The organism is Ignavibacterium sp., assembly GCA_032027145.1.
Lineage (GTDB): Bacteria > Bacteroidota > Ignavibacteria > Ignavibacteriales > Ignavibacteriaceae > IGN3.
Genome location: JAVSMP010000001.1, coordinates 519,946 through 538,082 on the forward strand (window position 1 = coordinate 519,946; position 18,137 = coordinate 538,082).

Annotated in this window: 17 protein-coding genes; all 17 read right to left on the reverse strand. The window is 33.8% G+C overall.

The genetic code is table 11. The annotated features are described in order from the left end of the window. Positions 1-89 precede the first annotated feature (89 nt). Positions 90-3,152: an efflux RND transporter permease subunit gene (locus tag ROY99_02025; GenBank protein MDT3695138.1), complete on the reverse strand. Its 3,063-nt coding sequence runs from the start codon at positions 3,150-3,152 to the stop codon at positions 90-92. Positions 3,153-3,162: 10 nt separating this feature from the next. Continuing rightward, positions 3,163-4,236, reverse strand: a complete 1,074-nt coding sequence (locus ROY99_02030; GenBank protein ID MDT3695139.1) for an efflux RND transporter periplasmic adaptor subunit — start codon at positions 4,234-4,236, stop codon at positions 3,163-3,165. A 92-nt stretch (positions 4,237-4,328) separates the two neighbouring features. Beyond that, on the reverse strand, positions 4,329-5,045 hold the full coding sequence (locus ROY99_02035) for a T9SS type A sorting domain-containing protein (protein ID MDT3695140.1): 717 nt from the start codon (positions 5,043-5,045) through the stop codon (positions 4,329-4,331). 7 nt (positions 5,046-5,052) lie between these two features. Next, positions 5,053-5,301: a type B 50S ribosomal protein L31 gene (locus ROY99_02040; protein ID MDT3695141.1), complete on the reverse strand. Its 249-nt coding sequence runs from the start codon at positions 5,299-5,301 to the stop codon at positions 5,053-5,055. Between the two features lie 77 nt (positions 5,302-5,378). Next, positions 5,379-6,086, reverse strand: a complete 708-nt coding sequence (locus ROY99_02045) for a hypothetical protein (GenBank protein ID MDT3695142.1) — start codon at positions 6,084-6,086, stop codon at positions 5,379-5,381. 5 nt (positions 6,087-6,091) lie between these two features. Next, complete coding sequence (locus tag ROY99_02050) at positions 6,092-6,676, reverse strand: sigma-70 family RNA polymerase sigma factor (GenBank protein MDT3695143.1); 585 nt, start codon at positions 6,674-6,676, stop codon at positions 6,092-6,094. Positions 6,677-6,771: 95 nt separating this feature from the next. Continuing rightward, a complete protein-coding gene (gene holA, locus ROY99_02055) occupies positions 6,772-7,782 on the reverse strand; it encodes a DNA polymerase III subunit delta (protein ID MDT3695144.1) in 1,011 nt (336 codons plus the stop codon). Positions 7,783-7,833: 51 nt separating this feature from the next. Continuing rightward, positions 7,834-8,403: a peptidylprolyl isomerase gene (locus ROY99_02060; GenBank protein MDT3695145.1), complete on the reverse strand. Its 570-nt coding sequence runs from the start codon at positions 8,401-8,403 to the stop codon at positions 7,834-7,836. Between the two features lie 10 nt (positions 8,404-8,413). Then, the gene (uppP, locus tag ROY99_02065) at positions 8,414-9,262 is read right to left on the reverse strand and encodes an undecaprenyl-diphosphatase UppP (GenBank protein ID MDT3695146.1); all 849 of its coding nucleotides are present in this window, start codon (positions 9,260-9,262) and stop codon (positions 8,414-8,416) included. Between the two features lie 9 nt (positions 9,263-9,271). Further along, positions 9,272-9,904 carry a hypothetical protein gene (locus ROY99_02070; GenBank protein ID MDT3695147.1) on the reverse strand — a complete coding sequence of 211 codons (633 nt, stop codon included), beginning with the start codon at positions 9,902-9,904 and terminating at the stop codon, positions 9,272-9,274. Next, positions 9,901-10,956, reverse strand: coding sequence for a lysylphosphatidylglycerol synthase transmembrane domain-containing protein (locus tag ROY99_02075; protein MDT3695148.1), 1,056 nt, complete (start codon positions 10,954-10,956; stop codon positions 9,901-9,903). Before ROY99_02075 ends, ROY99_02070 begins: the two co-directional genes overlap by 4 nt. Further along, entirely contained in the window at positions 10,943-11,539 is a 597-nt protein-coding gene (locus tag ROY99_02080) for an outer membrane lipoprotein carrier protein LolA (protein MDT3695149.1), read from the reverse strand. Before ROY99_02080 ends, ROY99_02075 begins: the two co-directional genes overlap by 14 nt. A 40-nt stretch (positions 11,540-11,579) precedes the next feature. Beyond that, positions 11,580-14,045, reverse strand: coding sequence for a DNA translocase FtsK (locus ROY99_02085; GenBank protein ID MDT3695150.1), 2,466 nt, complete (start codon positions 14,043-14,045; stop codon positions 11,580-11,582). A gap of 14 nt (positions 14,046-14,059) precedes the next feature. Continuing rightward, the gene (locus ROY99_02090) at positions 14,060-14,788 is read right to left on the reverse strand and encodes a 2-phosphosulfolactate phosphatase (protein MDT3695151.1); all 729 of its coding nucleotides are present in this window, start codon (positions 14,786-14,788) and stop codon (positions 14,060-14,062) included. Positions 14,789-14,796: 8 nt separating this feature from the next. Next, entirely contained in the window at positions 14,797-15,879 is a 1,083-nt protein-coding gene (gene gcvT, locus ROY99_02095) for a glycine cleavage system aminomethyltransferase GcvT (protein MDT3695152.1), read from the reverse strand. A gap of 26 nt (positions 15,880-15,905) precedes the next feature. After that, the gene (fsa, locus tag ROY99_02100; GenBank protein ID MDT3695153.1) at positions 15,906-16,553 is read right to left on the reverse strand and encodes a fructose-6-phosphate aldolase; all 648 of its coding nucleotides are present in this window, start codon (positions 16,551-16,553) and stop codon (positions 15,906-15,908) included. An 18-nt stretch (positions 16,554-16,571) separates the two neighbouring features. Continuing rightward, on the reverse strand, positions 16,572-18,131 hold the full coding sequence (locus ROY99_02105) for an Rne/Rng family ribonuclease (protein MDT3695154.1): 1,560 nt from the start codon (positions 18,129-18,131) through the stop codon (positions 16,572-16,574). Positions 18,132-18,137: the final 6 nt, after the last annotated feature.

The following is an 18,137-nucleotide window of genomic DNA, read 5'->3' on the forward strand; positions in this document are numbered from 1 at the left end:
TGCTTTCTTTAAGAAAAATGTAAATATTTTAGAAATGATTTTGGATATACAAATAAATGCATCATTTAAATGACATTAAATTTTACAATCTATTGTTCTGTTACATTTGTTACAGAAGCAGTTTTCCTTGAGAAGAAAGAATAGATTGCCGGAATAATAAACAGCGTTAAAAATGTTGAAAGCATTAATCCGCCAATTACTGCAATACCCATAGAAACCCTGCTTTCAGAACCTGCACCAATCGCCAGTGCGATTGGCAAAATTCCTAAAACTGTTGAAAGACTGGTCATCAATATAGGCCTTAAACGGGCAGCAGCGGCATTAATAACTGCATCATTTTTAGCTAAGCCAGCTGCTTTCCTCTGATTTGCAAATTCAACAATTAAAATTCCATTTTTTGTTACAAGACCAATAAGCATAATAATACCGATCTCACTAAAGATATTAAGTGTTTGATTAAAATACCAAAGCGAGAACAGTGCCCCTAATAATGCAAGTGGAACAGTAAACAGTATTATAAATGGATCTCGGAAGCTCTCAAATTGTGCAGCAAGTATTAAATAAATCAATCCAAGCGCAAGTAAAAATGCAAAGGCAAGGCTTGATGAACTTTCCTTAAATTCTTTTGATACGCCATCTAACGCCGTCGAAAACTTTTCATCAAGTACATTATCAGCAACACTATACATTATATCAATTCCTTCTCCCAGAGATACACCCGGAGCTAAGCCAGCAGAAACAGTAGCAGAAACATACCGGTTAAATCTGAACAACTGAGGCGGCGCACTTTGCTCATCTACATAAACAACATTATCAAGCTGAATCAATTCGCCATTATTATTCTTAACATAAGTTGACTTTAAATCAATTGGTGCATCCCGGTTTTCTCTGGAAAATTGTCCAATCACCTGATATTGTTTCCCATCCTTAATAAAATATCCAAATCTTTGTCCGCTGAATGCAGATTGAATTGTTTGAGCAATATCAATTGTAGAAACACCGAGCGCTCTAGCTTTTTGTCTATCAATCGAAATTTTAAGTTCCGGTTTATTAAACTTAAGATTTGTCTCAACTACAGTGAAAGCATTAGTTTTTTTTGCTTCTTCAATAAACAGAGGTAAAAATTTTCTCAATGCTTCGAAGTTAGGTGCCTGTAATACAAATTGTATCGGTAACCCGGCTCTTCTGCCGCCGATTGTTTGCTGTTGAGTTATGAATGTTCTGGCTCCGCTTAAACTGCTTACAACAGGGGTTAAATCATCAGCAATTTGCTGCTGAGATCTTTCCCTATTTTCTGCATCTTTTAAAATCAAGTTTATAGAGCCGGAGTTAACTGAAGAAGCTCCCCAGCCCGGAGATGTTATCGAGATTATGCCTTCCTTCTCAGGTACTTTGTCCTTTAAGACTTGAACTGTCTCATCAATATACCGCTCCATATATTCAAATGTAGCACCCTCCTGAGCTGTTATACTTAAATTAAGTCTTCCTCTGTCTTCAAGCGGTGCAAGTTCTGTCGGCAATGCTGAGTAAATAACATAAATTAATGCCAGCGCGGCAAATGTAACAGGAAATGCAAGCCATCTGTGTTCTATAAAATATTTAAGCTGTCTTTGATAAGTATTATTGAAGGAAACAAAAAATGGTTCGGTTAAATTGTAAAACCAATTATGATGCTCTCTGCGTTTAAGAATTTTTGTACTTAACATTGGTGTTAAAGTAAGAGCAACAAATGCGGAGATAATAACCGAGCCGGCTACAACCATACCAAATTCGCGGAACAATCTTCCGGTTATGCCCTGTAAAAAAATAACCGGCATAAATACAGCAGAAAGAGCAATGGTGGTTGATATTACAGCAAAAAATATTTCTGCGGATCCTTTTCTTCCAGCTTCAACAGGGTCCATTTTGTTTTCAATTTTTGTATAAATATTTTCAAGAACAACAATTGCATCATCAACAACCATCCCGATTGCCAGAACAATGCCCAGCAATGTTAAAACATTTATTGAAAAGTCAGCAATATACATTATGAAAAATGTACCAATCAATGAGATCGGTATTACAAGTATCGGAATCAGAGTGGTTCTCCAATCGCGTAAAAACAAAAATATTATCAATACAACCAAACAGAATGCAAGAATTATTGTTTCTTCCACTTCTTTGATTGAATTGCGGATGAAAGTAGTAATATCAAAGCCAATACCTGTTTTAATATCCGGCGGCAGACTTTTTTTAATTACTTCAAGTCTCTTATAAAACTCGTCTGCAATTGCAATATTATTTGCACCCGCCTGTGAAATCAATACAACACCAACCATTGGAATTCCGTCACGCTTTAAAATAGTGCGCTCATTCTCGGCACCAAGTTGCGAATGCCCTACATCCTTAACTCTTACAATGTTTCCGCCAATCTCTTTAATGATTAGATTATCAAATTCAACTTCAGTCTGTAATCTTCCGATTGTTCTGATAGAAAGCTCTGTATTATCTCCCTCTATTCTACCTGAGGGTAGTTCAACGTTTTCTCTGTTCAGAGCATTTCTTACATCAACCGGAGAAAGACGGAAAGCTGCAAGTTTAGCTGGGTCCAGCCACAGCCTCATTGCGTATTTTCTTTCACCCCAGATTTGAACTGATCCAACTCCGCTTATAGTTTGCAGTCTTTCTTTAAAAATATTATTTGCAATTTCACTCAGCTCAAGCAAGCTTCTGGTATCGCTTTGGATATTAAGGAACACTATTGGAGTTGCATCTGCATCCGCCTTTGAGACAATCGGCATATCAATATCTGGTGGAAGATTAAAAAGAGCTCTTGATACTCTGTCACGAACATCATTAGCTGCTGCTTCCATATCAATATCAATATCAAATTCAACTGTAATTGTACTTCTTCCATCCCGGCTTGCTGATGTTAATGATTTTATGCCGGCAATACCATTAATTGATTCTTCCAACGGTTCTGTAATCTGGCTTTCGATTACATCAGCATTTGCTCCAACATAATTTGTTGAAACTGTTATTATTGGGGGATCAACTGAGGGAAATTCTCTAACACCGAGATATGTATAACCTAAAACTCCAAACACTATGATGATTATAGACATAACCATCGCAAGAACAGGGCGCTGAATACTTATTGAAGAAAGACTCATTTATAATTTCTTATTTAACAAACTCAGAAATAGTAACTTTTGACATTGGTTTAATTTGAAGTATCCCCGAAGTTATTACTGTATCACCAGCATTTAATCCTGAAACAACCTGAATGGAGGTTTCTTCTCTTATACCAATATCTACATTTTGTTGGGCTACTACACCATTTTTATAAAGATAAACTTTCTGACCTTTTAGCTCCGGAACAATTGCAACAGAGGGCACTAATATTGCATCATTGATTTTTTTAAGACTAAGTTCAACATTTGCAAACGCTCCCGGAATCAGCTCAGAATAATTTGAATTGCATATAGCTCTAATTTTCAATGTCCTTGTTCCGGGATCAATTTTAGGTTCTATCGCATAAATTTTTGCTTTAAAAACAGTTGCACTGCCGCTTATCTTAAAATCTAACTCATCTCCCTTTTTTACCGATGTTGAATACTTTTCAGGAATAGAAAAATCAATCTTAATAATATTCAAATTCTGAAAAGTAGCTATAATAGTGGATGTTGTAAGATAACTTCCTTCACTAACTGATCTTAATCCAATTGTACCGCTAAATGGTGCGCGAATTTCAGTTTTATCTATTTGCGCTTTAATTAAATCATAATCTGCTTTATTAACATTAAGTTCGCCAAGTGTGTTATCATACTCTTCCTGGCTGATTAAATTTCCATCACGCAATTGTCTTTGTCTGAATTCTTTTTCTTCGGCAAGTTTAACCTTTGACTCTGCTCTTCTTAATTGAGCCTGCAGATCTGCATCGTTTATTTTTACAAGAAGATCGCCTTTATCAACATAACTTCCTTCATTAAAGAGAATTTTCGTTATCTTACCCGCAACTTCACTCTTTAGCTCTACTTCTTCATTCGCTAATATTGTTCCCGTAGTTAACACATTATTATTCATTATCTGCGGTACTACAATGTAAGCTTTAACAGATACAGGATCTTCAGTTTTATTGCCGGCAAGATTGTTATTTTCTTTTGAAGATGAAGAAAGAAGTTTTGGCAACAGTATTATTAAAAGTAAAACCAGGATTACTGCCGTGATAATAATTTTTTTAATGTTGTTTTTCATAATTGAAGTTTAATATCAAAGTAACCAAATAAAATCTTAACTAAAATATAGAAATAAAAAAGGCTAATTTATAAAACTTGTGATGTAGAATATTATTTTGTCAATATCATTTTCTTTATTTGGGTAAAGCCAGCCGTTGATAATTGGTAGATATAAACTCCGCTTGGTAATTCTGCTGCATTAAAATCAACACTGTAATTACCTGCTTCTTTGTTTTCATTTACAAGAGTTGCTATTTCTTTGCCAAGAATATCATAAACTTTTAATGTTACAAATTGTTTGTTGGCTATTGCATACTGAATACTGGTTACAGAATTAAAGGGATTCGGGAAATTTTGATTTAAAGAAAATCTTGTTGGAATACTTACTTCAACTTCAATAGTATTTGAATATTCAAACGTTCCATCAAAATCGGTTTGCTTTAACCTGTATTGATATTTACCAGTAGAAAGATTTTCATCTACAAAAGAATATGATTGTGGTTCTGTTGTTGTACCATTACCGTTTACAAAATCGATGTTTTTCCATTCCTCATTTTTATTATCTCGTCTTTCGATGTGAAATCCCTGATTATTTATCTCTGAAGCAGTTATCCAGCTAAGTAACACATTATTACCGTTTACTTCAGCAGAGAATGATGCAAGCTCTACAGGGACAGTTCTTCCTGCTGTCCTATACTCTCCGTTCATATCTGCACCTACCCAGATATATCCGCTTGAGTCAATTGCCATAAAAAGAACAGAGTATCCTAAACCGGATAAACCATTAAAATAAAAAACCCCGAATGTTCGGGGTTTATCACACCTCAAAAAACTATTATTTCTTTTTGCTGTATTTTTTGTTGAACTTTTCAACTCTGCCGGCAGTATCAAGTAATTTTTGTTTTCCTGTAAAAAACGGATGTGAACCACTTGATATATCCAACTTTACTAAGGGATAGGTTTTGCCATCAGTCCATTCAATAGTATCATTTGTTTTAATCGTCGATCTGGTTAAAATTGCAAAATCACAAGATGCATCTTGAAATACAACTGGCTTATATTCCGGGTGAATTCCTGATTTCATATCATTCCTAATTATTTGGTTTTCAAAAATAGTGGGTGTAAATATATGATTTTAAGCTAAATTATCCAATAAATGTTTTAAGGCATTTTCTCTGATTTTTGTTCATTACCGGCTTCTTTTTGACCCTCAGCCTTCATTTTCAGCAGTTGAACTTCCTGCTTTTCTTTGGTGGATAAACTTCGCTGCATAAAATTTAAGTTTTTCTTACTTACTTCCTGTGAACTTACATTAACAGGCGTTTGGATTAGATTCTCTTCCAGCTTTTGAACTTTATTAGATTGAATACTGTCTGAAGTTGTTTTTTCATTATACGATACTTCAGGAATTATCCCGCGATTGGTACCAAGCACCTCTTCAGTATTTTTTTCTTCACCTTTAGCTGTCTTATCCTTAAAATTCTCTTTTACTGATTCCCGCCTGATTGTGTTCTGCTCTTTTTTAGGTTTCTTACTTATTTCTTCATCTTCATTCTGAAGAATTATATCATCCATCGTCTCAGTTATATAAATATCCTCTCTCAGGCGCGGTTCAATATTCAAGGGATCTTCCATAACTTCCGAATTACCATCAACAACAAAGAAAATAATTATTGTTGATGCAAGAACAACTGCAGCCGGAACAAGCTTTGGCGGAGTAAGAAGATTTTTCCAAAAGCTTTTTTTCTGTTTCTTTCCAGTTGAATTTATTTTTCTGAACAGCTCAGTTTCAAAGTTTTTCGGTGCATTAACTTCCGGCAAGTTTTTTAAATCTTCTAACAACTTTTTATTTATATTTTCATCATTCATCTATCTCAATCCTTATAAATATCCTTTAGATATTTTTGCAGCTCTGATCTGCCGCGGTTAATCCGAGATTTAACGGTTCCAATTTCTATTTGCATAATTTCCGCAATTTCCTCATAAGATAATTCTTGTATGTCTCTTAAAATCACTGCCTCACGATAAGTATCTCTTACTTTCAATAGTGCTTTCTGAATAATTTCACTTTTAATTTTCATATCAGTTTGAATATCCGGTCTATAGGCTTCGTCAGGAATATCAAATGTCTTCTGTTCGTCGCCATAACTGTTAATTGAAAAGAAATTTCTTCTGCGTTTTCGCTGATATTCAGTACGGGCAAGATTGCCTGCGATTGTATAAATCCAGGTTGAAAATTTTGCCAAAGAACTATAGTTATCTTTGTATCTGTAAACTTTTATAAAAGTATCCTGAACTACATCAACGCAACTATCATAATCACCAAGAAATCTATATACAAAATTTATTAACGGATTTTTAAATCTGCTTACCAAAATCTCAAATGCTTTTTCATTTCCACTGCTTTGAAATTCAAGTATAAGCTCTTCATCTGATAAATCGTTAAAATTTCTTTCCACCAGTCAACTTTTACTTGGTTAGTATAAATTTTGTTTCAATTTTTATTTGAAAATTACTAAAAAGACTTGAATTATTATATGTTCAACTGTTTTTCTTAGTCCTGAATTATTTCTGCAATCAAAACCGTCAACAATGTATAATCATCAATTGATGTAGTTTTCAAAGAAATATCTGCTTTAAGCAATGCAGAAAAAACATCGGCAAGCTGTTTGTTTGAGTATAATTTTCGAGCATTATGATATCCGGGTAAGTAGTATGGATGTGTTCCTAAAGCTCTGGCAATCTGATATTCATTCGTTTTCGATGCAGTAAGTTCTGTTAATCTTGCTAATCCTGTAAAATATTTATTAAGCATCCCAATTATCTGTATTGGATCAATGCCGTTTTTTAACAGATTGTGCGCAACTTTTAATGCACTACTTTTATTTCTTTTTGCCAAAGCGTTTTGTAAATCGAAAATAGTATATTGTTTCAATGATGTTGAAAGTCCTCTTATACTTTCGATTGTTATTTCTTTGTTTTCACCAATATATAGAATTATTTTTTCAAGCTGCGCTTCCAGTGAGCTTCTGTTTTCACCTGATATATCCATTAGCAGCTGTGCGTTTTCATAGGATATCTTTTTATTATTCTTTTCAGCAGTTAAGATTATCCACTCAATTAAAGAATTTCCTTTTAACTCTTTAGCTTCAAAAAGATAACCCAGACTTAAAAGCGTTTTGTATGGTTCTGATTCGATATTACTAATAGAGCCTTCATGCAAGAAAATAATTACAGAAAAGTCTGCGGGTTCTTTCAGATAATTTACCAGCTCTTTTTTTTCTTTCACTTTTTCTGTTTGTTTAAGAGTAATAAGTTTTTTTTCAGAACCGAAAGGAAATGTTGAAGCTAATCCAACTATATTGGCAAAGGTTTGTTTTTCTCCGAAATAAGTTTCTTTATCAAAGTCAGAAGTAATATAAGGACTTAAAATTTCTTCAATAGCTTTATGTGTAGTTTCAATGCTGTATGTATCTTCTCCAAATAAGTAGTAAACAGGTAAAATCTTTTTTTGTTTTAACTGTTTTTGTATTTCCTGAATTGTTGGAGCTTTAGTTTTTGCCATTGAATATAAAAAGATGACATCGGTTTAAGATGTCATCCAGTTTTTCTTTAATTATCTTTTTTCTATTGTCACGCTTTCCATTACTACATCTTTTAATGGTCTATCCTGCGGATTTTTTTCCACTTTACCAATTGCTTTAACCACATCCATTCCCTTAATAACCTTACCAAAAACAGTATGATGATTATTAAGCCAGGGAGTGGGAGCCAGTGTAATAAAAAACTGACTGCCATTAGTGTTAGATCCTGCATTGGCCATTGATAAAATACCTTCGCTGTCGTGTTTTAATGAATCAACAAATTCATCATTAAATTTTTTGCCCCAAATACTCTCGCCGCCTCTTCCGGTTCCAGTCGGATCACCGCCCTGAATCATAAAGCCATCAATAACCCTGTGAAAAATTACACCGTTGTAATAACCTTTATTTGCAAGTCCAACAAAATTTTCTACAGTTTTGGGAGTTGCCTTTTCAAATAATTCTAATTCAATAACGCCCATATTTGTTTTGATTACTGCTACTGTTAAGCTATCTGACATTTTTTTAGTATCCTTATTTTGTGATATTATATTTGAAGTAAAAACAAGCGAAAGTAAGATCAATGTTAAAAAAAGTTTTTTCATTTTGCCTCCTTTATGGGTTTATAACATTTGAATAAAGTAAAATTAAAATCAACACACCAAGGGCTATCCGGTAGAAAATAAAAATGAAGGTTGTGTTCTTTTTTAGATACTTTAGTAAAAAATCTATTGCAAGATAACCACTAATACCAGAAATCAAAGTGGCAATAATAAGATTAATTGCAATATCAAAATTAATAAATGCAAAAGATTCTTTTAGTTGAAGCAAGCCGCTCGCAAGCACAGCTGGTACACTTAAGAGAAATGAAAATCTTGCAGCAACATCCCGCTTTAAACCTAAAAACAAACCTCCTGTTATTGTTGTTCCTGATCGAGAGGAGCCGGGTATTAATGCAACCGCCTGGGCAATACCAATCATAATAGAATCAAATAGTGTAATATCCTTTAAGTCTTTTTTAAATCTTGCAGTTTTTTCTGCGGCTGCAAGGATAATTGCGAGGATAATCAAGCTGCCGCCAATCACATACAGATTTTTTGTTAACGCACCTTCAATTGCATCTTTAAATAATAATCCAATTATAACAATCGGTACCGTTCCAATAATTATCATCCAGCCAAGTTTTGAATTAAGAGTTTGTTCAGAATATTTAACTCTGCTTTGCAGATTGTTCCGGATGAATTCAATAAATATTGACCATAAATCTTTCCAGAAATAAACCAGAATTGAAACCATTGTTCCAAGTTGAATAACAGCAATAAAAGATGTCCACTGCTCAGGATGTTCTTCAGAAATCAGACCCATAAATTTTCCGGCAAGAGTTAAATGACCGGTACTGCTGATTGGAAGAAACTCCGTAATTCCCTGAATTAAACCAAGAATAATTGCATCAATAATACTCAAACTATCTCCTTAAAACTGATAAGAAATTCCAAGTCTAACTCCAAAAGACAATGAACTAAAATTTGTATTCTCAACTTTATTGTTTAATGAATTACTGTCTGGCTTACCAAGTGCATCATAGCGAATATCAGCAGCAATGTGTGCATAAACATCCTGTGCGATAGCAGTATTTCCTGCAGCTCTTAACAAAAATCCAAACCCTAAAGAAGAATAATCATAATTATTTGGATCGGCAGGAAGCTTTTCTGTAATAGACAGAAGCCTTACACCAGCACCACCTCCAAATTTTAGATTATATCCATTATCTGCTATTACAAAATTATACAGCAGCGATGGCATTATTAAAGAATAGCTCAAATCGTAATTACCGCTAAGTGAACTTCCATTGTACGAGTTTAATAAATATCCGATTTCTAATTCAAGCTGTGAATTATCAGAAATCATTCTGCCGTAAGAACCTGAAAAATTTACAGCGGAACTAAAATCACTAAGCTTGTCTGTATAATTTGCTTCAAGATAATTTTTTAATTCAGGAATACTGATAAAATCAATTCCCATTGACGCTCTTACTTCATTTCCTTTTTGTGCCATAGTTAAAAATGGAACTGTAATCAATGCTACAACAAAAATAATATTTTTCATACTTCCCTTATTTCAGTTTCAACTACTTTAAATAAATTATCACGATGTTTGTTAATTATAAAGAACATTATGAGAGCAGTGCAGATGAACAAAATGTATCCGATTATATGTGTTAAAAATGCATAAGCTGCACTTATAGTTTCATCAAATCCGAAAATTAAAACTAATGATGACTTTGCAAGAGTATGATATGAACCTGTATTTCCGGGTGTAGGAATTATAACACCTATCGCACTTACGCTCATAATAACCCATCCCATTCCAAAAGTAACAGGCTGTACATTTTGCATATCAAGCATCAGCATTCCGGCATAAGAACCAAAGGCATATAAAACAATAATTGCAATTGACCAGAAAATAGTCCAGAAATAATTTTTTGTTCCTTTTATACTAGCAAAACCTTCGGCAAGCGTTGTAAAAATATAAGCAGCTCTTTCAGCAAACTTGTTAGAGATTTTTCCGGCAAACTTTAAGATAAACACAGAAAATTTTTCTTTAATCCGTAAAACAAGATAAACTAAAACGATAGAAATAATAGTAACTCCGCCCATTATATAAAGAGAAGTAACCAGCCATGGAAATTTTATTGATAAACTTACTCCGGTTAAGAAAAGTGCAATTATTATTGATACGCTAATCATTATAATATCAATAACTCTTTCAAGTATAACTGTTCCAAACATGGAAGAGCGCGATAAACCCTCCCACTTACCTATCAATACAGCGCGAGTAACTTCTCCAAGTTTTGGCGTAACACAATTAACTCCGTATCCAACCATCAAAGAACCAAAAAGATTTTTCATTGATGTATTTGGTTTTACAGAGTTTAAAATATATTTCCATCTTAGTGCACGAAAATAATGCCCAAGCATGGTAACTAATATAAAAACTGATGTCCAGAAAATATTTGCACCGGATACAATTTCAAGCACTTCACTAAAATCAACATCATTAAATGCTATATATAAAAAAACAACGGCAAGAATTATAGAGATCCCATAATTTATCAGAGTGCTGATTCTGCCAAATTTATTCTTTTTATCTGAGGTCAACTACGGCTGTTCCTTCTGGAGCTGTAAAAGTAAATTTTGAGTTCTGCAAATTTTGATTGAGTTTGTAATTTGAAAAAATAACTTCCATTGTTCCGGTAGATTGATTTTCTATAACAGTTTTATCAATAAGATTTTCTTTATTGATAACTAATCTAACTTCGCCAAGATTATTTCTTTTTGATTTTGGCTTTAATATCAATACTGTTTTGTTTCCTTCTGAAGATAAAGACAAATTACATTCTTCAGGATAATCATAAATAAGATATTTAATCGATAAAAACCCTGCTCCGTTTTCATCATAATTGCTGATAATCACCTTTTTATTTTTATGGTCATAATTCCATGAGGTTTTTCCATCTGCAACAATTATTTGGTTACCAAGCTCTAATCTTAAACTATTTTCTTTTTTAAAAAACAATTTGCCAGATAAAGCTGATTCGCCATTAATTTTTTGTGCAACATCAGCACTTAAATCAGCAATAGTATTAAATTTTGTCTGTAATGATTTTAAAACAGATTCGGCACTCTGGCTGAAAGAAACTGTTGAACAAAAAAGTATAATCAAACTTAAAATCGTTTTCATTTTCAACTCAAATTTTTTACAAAATAGTTTAATGTTTTGACTACAAATTACGCAGAATTGTTTCAAGCTGCTCTTCATTTTCAACAAGAACAGTTCTTGCTTTGCTTCCGTCATTTGGGCCAACAATACCGGCTTCCTCAAGCTGATCAACAATTCTTGCAGCACGGGAATAACCTAACTTTAATCTTCTTTGCAACAAGGAAACCGAACCTTGCTGATGGCGGACTATTACTTTAGCCGCTTCTTCAAACATCGGATCTAAATCTGCAGATACACCTGACGAAGATCCTTTTTTCTTATCATACAAAGAGGGCAAAAAATATGGTTTAGAGTATGCCTGTTGTGAGTAAACAAAATTAGTAATTTTTTCAACTTCGTCTGTAGAGATAAAAGCATTCTGCACACGAATTGGTTTTGGTGAACCAGTTGGAAGAAACAACATATCGCCTCTGCCAAGTAGTTGTTCAGCCCCGTTCATATCAAGTATTGTTCTGGAATCAATTTTTGTTGCAACCTGATATGCAATTCGTGAGCTGAAATTTGCTTTGATAACACCGGTAATAACATTTACTGATGGACGCTGAGTTGCAAGTACAAGGTGAATTCCAACTGCGCGTGCAAGTTGTGCCAATCTTGTTATTGGTTCCTCGACTTCTTTTCCTGCTGTAATCATTAAATCAGCAAGCTCATCAACAACAACAATTATGTAAGGAATTGGATGATGTTTAATTGTATCCGTATCGTTTGGTTTTGTTTTAGGATCTTTTACTTTTTTATTATAATCAACAATATTTCGCACGCCGGCTTTTGCCAGTTTATCATATCGTCTTTCCATTTCATACTCAACACTCTTTAACATTAGAACAGCATTTTGAGGTTCGGTAATAATCTCTTCATCAAGATCAGGTGAAACTGCCAAATAATGTTTGCGTAATTTATTGTAGAAAGACAGTTCAATTTTTTTTGGATCAACCATTGTAAACTTAACTTCTGAAGGATGCTTTGTATAAAGCAAACTGCTGATTATCATATTAATGCCAACACTTTTTCCAGATCCGGTTGATCCGGCAATCAGTAAGTGCGGCATTTTAGCAAGGTCTGCAACATACACATCCCCGCTGATGGTTTTTCCTAATGCAAGAGGAAGTTCAACTTCAGACTCATTTATTCTGCCAATAACTGAGCGTGCATTTACCAATGATGCTTTTGCATTTGGTATCTCTACTCCGATTGCACTTTTACCGGGAATCGGAGCAATGATTCTTATTCCGCGTGCTGCAAGTGCAAGTGCAATATCATTTTCCAAACCAACTATTTTACTGATCTTAACTCCAGGCGCAGGAACGATTTCATAAAGTGTAACAACCGGACCAGGAGTAACAGAAATATCTTTTATTTCAATATCAAAAAGCTTCAGTTTGTCTTTAAGCAGTTCTGCATTGCGGGTAAGTTCTTCTTCAGCAACTTTATAATCTTCTTCCGGTGCCATATCCAGCAAATCCAGTCCGGGTAACTTATACTCAATTTCTTCTTCCCACTGATTTGGCAGTTTCATCTCGTTTTCAGTTTCCGACTTCTCTTTCTTCTCGGGAAGCTCTCCGGTCTTTACAATATCAACTTTTTTGTTTTCGTCATTAACTACTTCATTTTCAGGTTCAGGAACAGGTGCGTTATTTTTCCGTATTATTCTGATATTAGTTTGTTCCTCTGCTTCAGTTTCCACTAAATCAGCAGCTGATAATTCTTCTTTATTATATTTTTCTTTTTTCTTTCTTTTATCGTCACTTAATTTTTTGATCTTGTCAAGGTTTTCCTTTTCCTTTACTTCTATTTTCTCTTTCAGTTTTTGATCTTCTTCAACATTCTCATTAAATGAAAAAATATCTTTAAAGAATAAAAGAATATTTTTTATATCAATATCAACTGCAAAGATCAGTAAAGAAACAAAACCAAATCCCAATAAAAGAATACTTCCTATTCCGCCGATCAATCCGCTTAAAAATTTACCTATATAATCGCCAATAAATCCTGAAAGCTCGTAAGTTGATCCGAATAAATCGTAATTAGACCGCAGCACTCCAAAAAATGAGGCAATAATTAAAGTGCTTATTAATAAAAGATTTGAGAGATGTAATCTGAATTTAAAATCGATAGTCTTAAAAAATGATATTCCCCATAAAAAAAGAACTACCGGAATTGTGATTGAGAAATATCCAAATGTAGCTTTAACAAAGAACTTCGCAATGTGTGCACCTGTTACTCCAAGCCAATTTTGTATATCTATTCTTTCATCAAATGATTTTATAAAATCAGCAGGCAGATCAGTAAGATTAGCTTCATCAAAACGATCGAAAGTTATTATGCTGAAGAAGAGCACAATCGCAAAAACAACAAGAAACAATCCTAGTATCTGTCTCTTGTTTTTTGATGTAAAGGTAAAGTAGCTTTTATCTGAGCTGTCTTTAGTGCTTTTTCCTTTTACATTTTTTTTCTTCTTCAGTGCCATTAAATGCTATCTAACTAATCAACTTTAAGTTTTTTTAGAACACCATTTGAATAAGATGGAATAATATTTAATATACCAATCTGACCACAATATTCAAGGTCTGCTTCAAATCCATTTTCTAAAAGAATTTTACCATGATCAGATTCACGCATCATTTTAACAAGGTTGTTTTTATATTTATCATACAAAGCAAGAACAGCCGTACCTGAATCATTTAATGAGATATCTTTTTTCACTTCTTTAATCTTTGAAATTAACATCCCTGCACAAACAGAGTCTTCAATAGAAAGAAAATTGTTTCTACCGGCACAAATAATTTCTATATCAGTATCAAACGTTTTCAGATGTTCAGCAACAGCATCAATATTTATGAATGAACAAGTAAAAAGATTTTCAGAGTATCTTGTTTTAACAATAGCTTTGCTTCCGTTTGTTGTGAACAAAATAATCGACTTGCCTTCGACTACTTCTTTAGTATATTCAAATGGCGAGTTTCCAAGTGCAAAGCCTTCGATTTTTTTTGTATTTCTTTCACCGCCGAGCAAAGTCTGTCCGCCAAATATTCCGCCCGAAACTTTAACAGCAAATTCAACAGATGCAACAGGAATAATTTCTTTTGCACTATTATTAATCGCCGTTGCAATTGTTGATGTAGCCCGAAGTACATCTATTACAACGGTGGTTTTACCTGTAAAGTACAGTTCATCAACAATAACTGATGAAAGAAAAACATTTAACTTCATATCAATAATTATCTTTTTACAAACGGAAGTTTAACAACCTTAGCAGGAATTTCTTTTCCACGAATTAAGAAGTTAACATCAGTTTCAATTTCCGAAAATTCAGTTTCAACATAACCTAATGCAATTGGTTTATCAAGCATTGGACTTACAGTACCGCTTGTTACTGTTCCAATCTTTTTATTATTTACAGAGATATCATAGCCATGTCTTGGAAAAGTTTTTTCGTCAGAAGTTATGGCTACAAGTTTTCTTTTTAATCCATTTTCTTTAATCTTAACCAAAGCATCTTTTCCGATAAAATTCTGTTTTGAAAGTTTTGTTATCCATCCTAAACCAGCTTCCAGCGGATTTGTAGTTTGATCAATGTCATTACCATATAAACAGAAACCCATTTCTAACCTTAATGTATCTCTTGCAGCTAACCCAGCCGGCTGAATGTTAAATTCTTTCCCGGCTTCAAAAATTTTATTCCAAAGTTCCTCAGCAGTTTTTTCATCACCTTTAAAATAAAGCTCATATCCAACTTCGCCGGTATAGCCTGTTCTGGATAATATCATATCAACACCTGCGAGCTTTAAATTAGTAAAATGATAATACTCCATATTGATCTGTGTATCAGTTAATTTTTGTAATGTGTTCAATGAATTCGGGCCTTGTACCGCAAGCAGAGAATAATTATCGCTTTCATTTCTTAATTCAACTCCAAACTGATTATTTTCTTGCATCCATTTAAAATCCTTCTCAATGTTCGATGCGTTAATTACAAGCAAAAATTCATCGTCAGCAATTTTATAAATAAGCAGATCATCAACAATACCGCCGTCTTCATAGCACATTGCAGAATACTGCACCCTGCCAGTTTGCAGTTTTGAAGCATCGTTTATTGCAACATACTGAATGAAGTCCAGTGCCTTTTCTCCTTTTACAAAAACTTCGCCCATATGTGATACATCAAAAACACCGACAGAATTTCTTACTGATTTATGTTCAGAAATAATTGATGAATACTGTATGGGCATCTCGAATCCGGCAAACTCAACTAATTTAGCACCCAGTTTTTTATGAATATTATAAAAAGTTGTTCGTTTCATTTTATCATTCCAAAAAGTTAATAGAATTATTTGTTTTGAGATTTCTTCCAATCACTTAAAAACTTTTCCAGACCTAAATCTGTTAAAGGATGGTTGAATAATCTATCAATAACAGAAAAGGGCATGGTGCACACATCAGCGCCCATCATCGCTGCTTCAACCACGTGCAATGGATGTCTGATACTTGCAACAAGAATTTCGGTTTTATAATTATAATTTTTATAGATCTGAATAATCTGTGAAATCAGCTCCATTCCATCGTGGCTTATATCATCAAGTCTGCCGACAAAAGGACTTATATAAGCGGCTCCTGCTTTTGCAGCAAGTAAAGCCTGGGATGGCGAGAAACAAAGTGTAACATTGGTCTTAATATTTTCCGAGGATAATGTACGAACAGCTTTTAATCCTTCTTTTATCAGCGGCACTTTAATAACAATGTTATGATGAATCTTTGCAAGCTCGTGTGCTTCTTTTAATATACCATTATAATCTGTAGAAATAACTTCTGCGCTTACAGGACCATCAACTATTGCAAGAATTTCATCGAGTAACTTTCTAAAATCTTTTCCCTCTTTAGAAACAAGCGATGGATTTGTAGTAACACCATCAAGGATACCGAGCGCAGCAGCTTCTTTAATTTCATTTATATTAGCTGTATCGATAAAAAATTTCATATCAATTCTCCATATAATTTATTTAAACTTTTCTGTTAAATCTATTCCTGTTCTTTTAGAGAAGAATTTAAATCTGCCAATTTGAATACCTGAATCTTCTTCAATTGTAAATTTAACTAAAAACTTAAACTGAATTTTTGTAAATCTTCTATTCTGCAATCTCGAAGCATCTGTTGGATGACATTTAATTATCAGACTGAATCCGCCAAAATATTTTCTGTATTTCTTAAGCCAATCTTCAATATCATAGACAAGGTGTGATTCTTTAGTCATAAAGCCGGTACCGCCGCAAACAGGACAAACATCTTTCATTGCCTGCATAATATTTTGTCTGATTCTTTGTCTTGTAATCTGAACTAATCCAAAATCACTCATAGGCAGAACAGAAACTTTAGACCGGTCTTTTCTAAATTCTTTTTTTAACTCATCATAAATTTTTTTCCGGTTCTTTTCTTCTTCAAGATCAATAAAATCAATCACAATGATTCCGCCGATATCCCTTAATCTTAATTGCCTGGCAATTTCGCGTGATGCTTCCAAATCTGTTTTTAGGGAATTCAATTCCTGTTCTTTGCTTTTTGCATATCTGCCACTATTAACATCAATTACAACCATTGCTTCGGTATGTTCAATTATAAGATAGCCCCCGCTTGGTAGAGGAACTTTCCTGCCCATAAGAGTTGTAATCTGTTCTTCAATCTTAAACTCATCAAAAATTGATGAAGAAGATTTATACAGTTCAATTTTTTCCAATAAATCCGGTTGAATAAGCTGAACATAACTCTTTATCTGTTTAAAAAGTTTTTTTGAATCAACAAACACTTTGGAAACATCGGGAGTAAGCAGGTCTCTTATTACGCTGTCAGTTGTGCTTAAATCCTGATGAACAATTGTCGGAGGTTCTTCACTCTTTGCTGTTGATTCAATACTCTTCCACGTTTTAACAAGATTTGTCAAATCGTCTTTAACAGCATCTTCGGTTTGATCTTTTGCAACTGTTCTTATTATCAGTCCGCAATTAGGGGGAATAATCCCTCGTGCAATGTTTCTTAATCTTCTGCGTTCTTTGTAATCGAAGATTTTTTTTGAAATGCCTATCTTGTTATCAAAAGGAAGCAGAACACAGAATCTGCCGGCAATAGATACAGAAGAAGTAACGCGGACACCCTTATTATTGACAGGTTCTTTGGTTATCTGAACAAGGATCTCTTCCCCTTTACGAAGTTTCGGAACTTCAAGCACTGCAGCGTTTTTTGTCCCGCTGGTATCATTTGATTTTATTGATTCATCATCGTCTGCATCTTCAACATCCGAATCTTCATCACCAAGCATATCCTGAAATTGTTTTGTACGCTGTCCAATATCTGAAAAGTGAAGAAATGCATCCTGCTTCATTCCGATATCAATAAATGCGGCTCTTATCCCGGGAAGAACTCTTGCAACTCTTCCAAGATAAATATCCCCAACCATTCTCCTGTTTTCGGGATAATCAACAAAAAAGTCGACTAAATTTCCATCTTCCGTAATGGCAACGCGTGTCTGATTGGAAGATGAATTTATTATAATTTCTTTTACCATAATTGG

Coding starts and splice junctions, on each gene's coding strand:
- ROY99_02025 (MDT3695138.1), bottom strand. CDS start 3,152: ATGAGTCTTTCTTCAATAAGTATTCAGCGCCCTGTTCTTGCGATGGTT.
- ROY99_02030 (MDT3695139.1), bottom strand. CDS start 4,236: ATGAAAAACAACATTAAAAAAATTATTATCACGGCAGTAATCCTGGTT.
- ROY99_02040 (MDT3695141.1), bottom strand. CDS start 5,301: ATGAAATCAGGAATTCACCCGGAATATAAGCCAGTTGTATTTCAAGAT.
- ROY99_02045 (MDT3695142.1), bottom strand. CDS start 6,086: ATGAATGATGAAAATATAAATAAAAAGTTGTTAGAAGATTTAAAAAAC.
- holA (MDT3695144.1), bottom strand. CDS start 7,782: ATGGCAAAAACTAAAGCTCCAACAATTCAGGAAATACAAAAACAGTTA.
- ROY99_02060 (MDT3695145.1), bottom strand. CDS start 8,403: ATGAAAAAACTTTTTTTAACATTGATCTTACTTTCGCTTGTTTTTACT.
- ROY99_02070 (MDT3695147.1), bottom strand. CDS start 9,904: ATGAAAAATATTATTTTTGTTGTAGCATTGATTACAGTTCCATTTTTA.
- ROY99_02080 (MDT3695149.1), bottom strand. CDS start 11,539: ATGAAAACGATTTTAAGTTTGATTATACTTTTTTGTTCAACAGTTTCT.
- ROY99_02085 (MDT3695150.1), bottom strand. CDS start 14,045: ATGGCACTGAAGAAGAAAAAAAATGTAAAAGGAAAAAGCACTAAAGAC.
- ROY99_02090 (MDT3695151.1), bottom strand. CDS start 14,788: ATGAAGTTAAATGTTTTTCTTTCATCAGTTATTGTTGATGAACTGTAC.
- gcvT (MDT3695152.1), bottom strand. CDS start 15,879: ATGAAACGAACAACTTTTTATAATATTCATAAAAAACTGGGTGCTAAA.
- fsa (MDT3695153.1), bottom strand. CDS start 16,553: ATGAAATTTTTTATCGATACAGCTAATATAAATGAAATTAAAGAAGCT.
- ROY99_02105 (MDT3695154.1), bottom strand. CDS start 18,131: ATGGTAAAAGAAATTATAATAAATTCATCTTCCAATCAGACACGCGTT.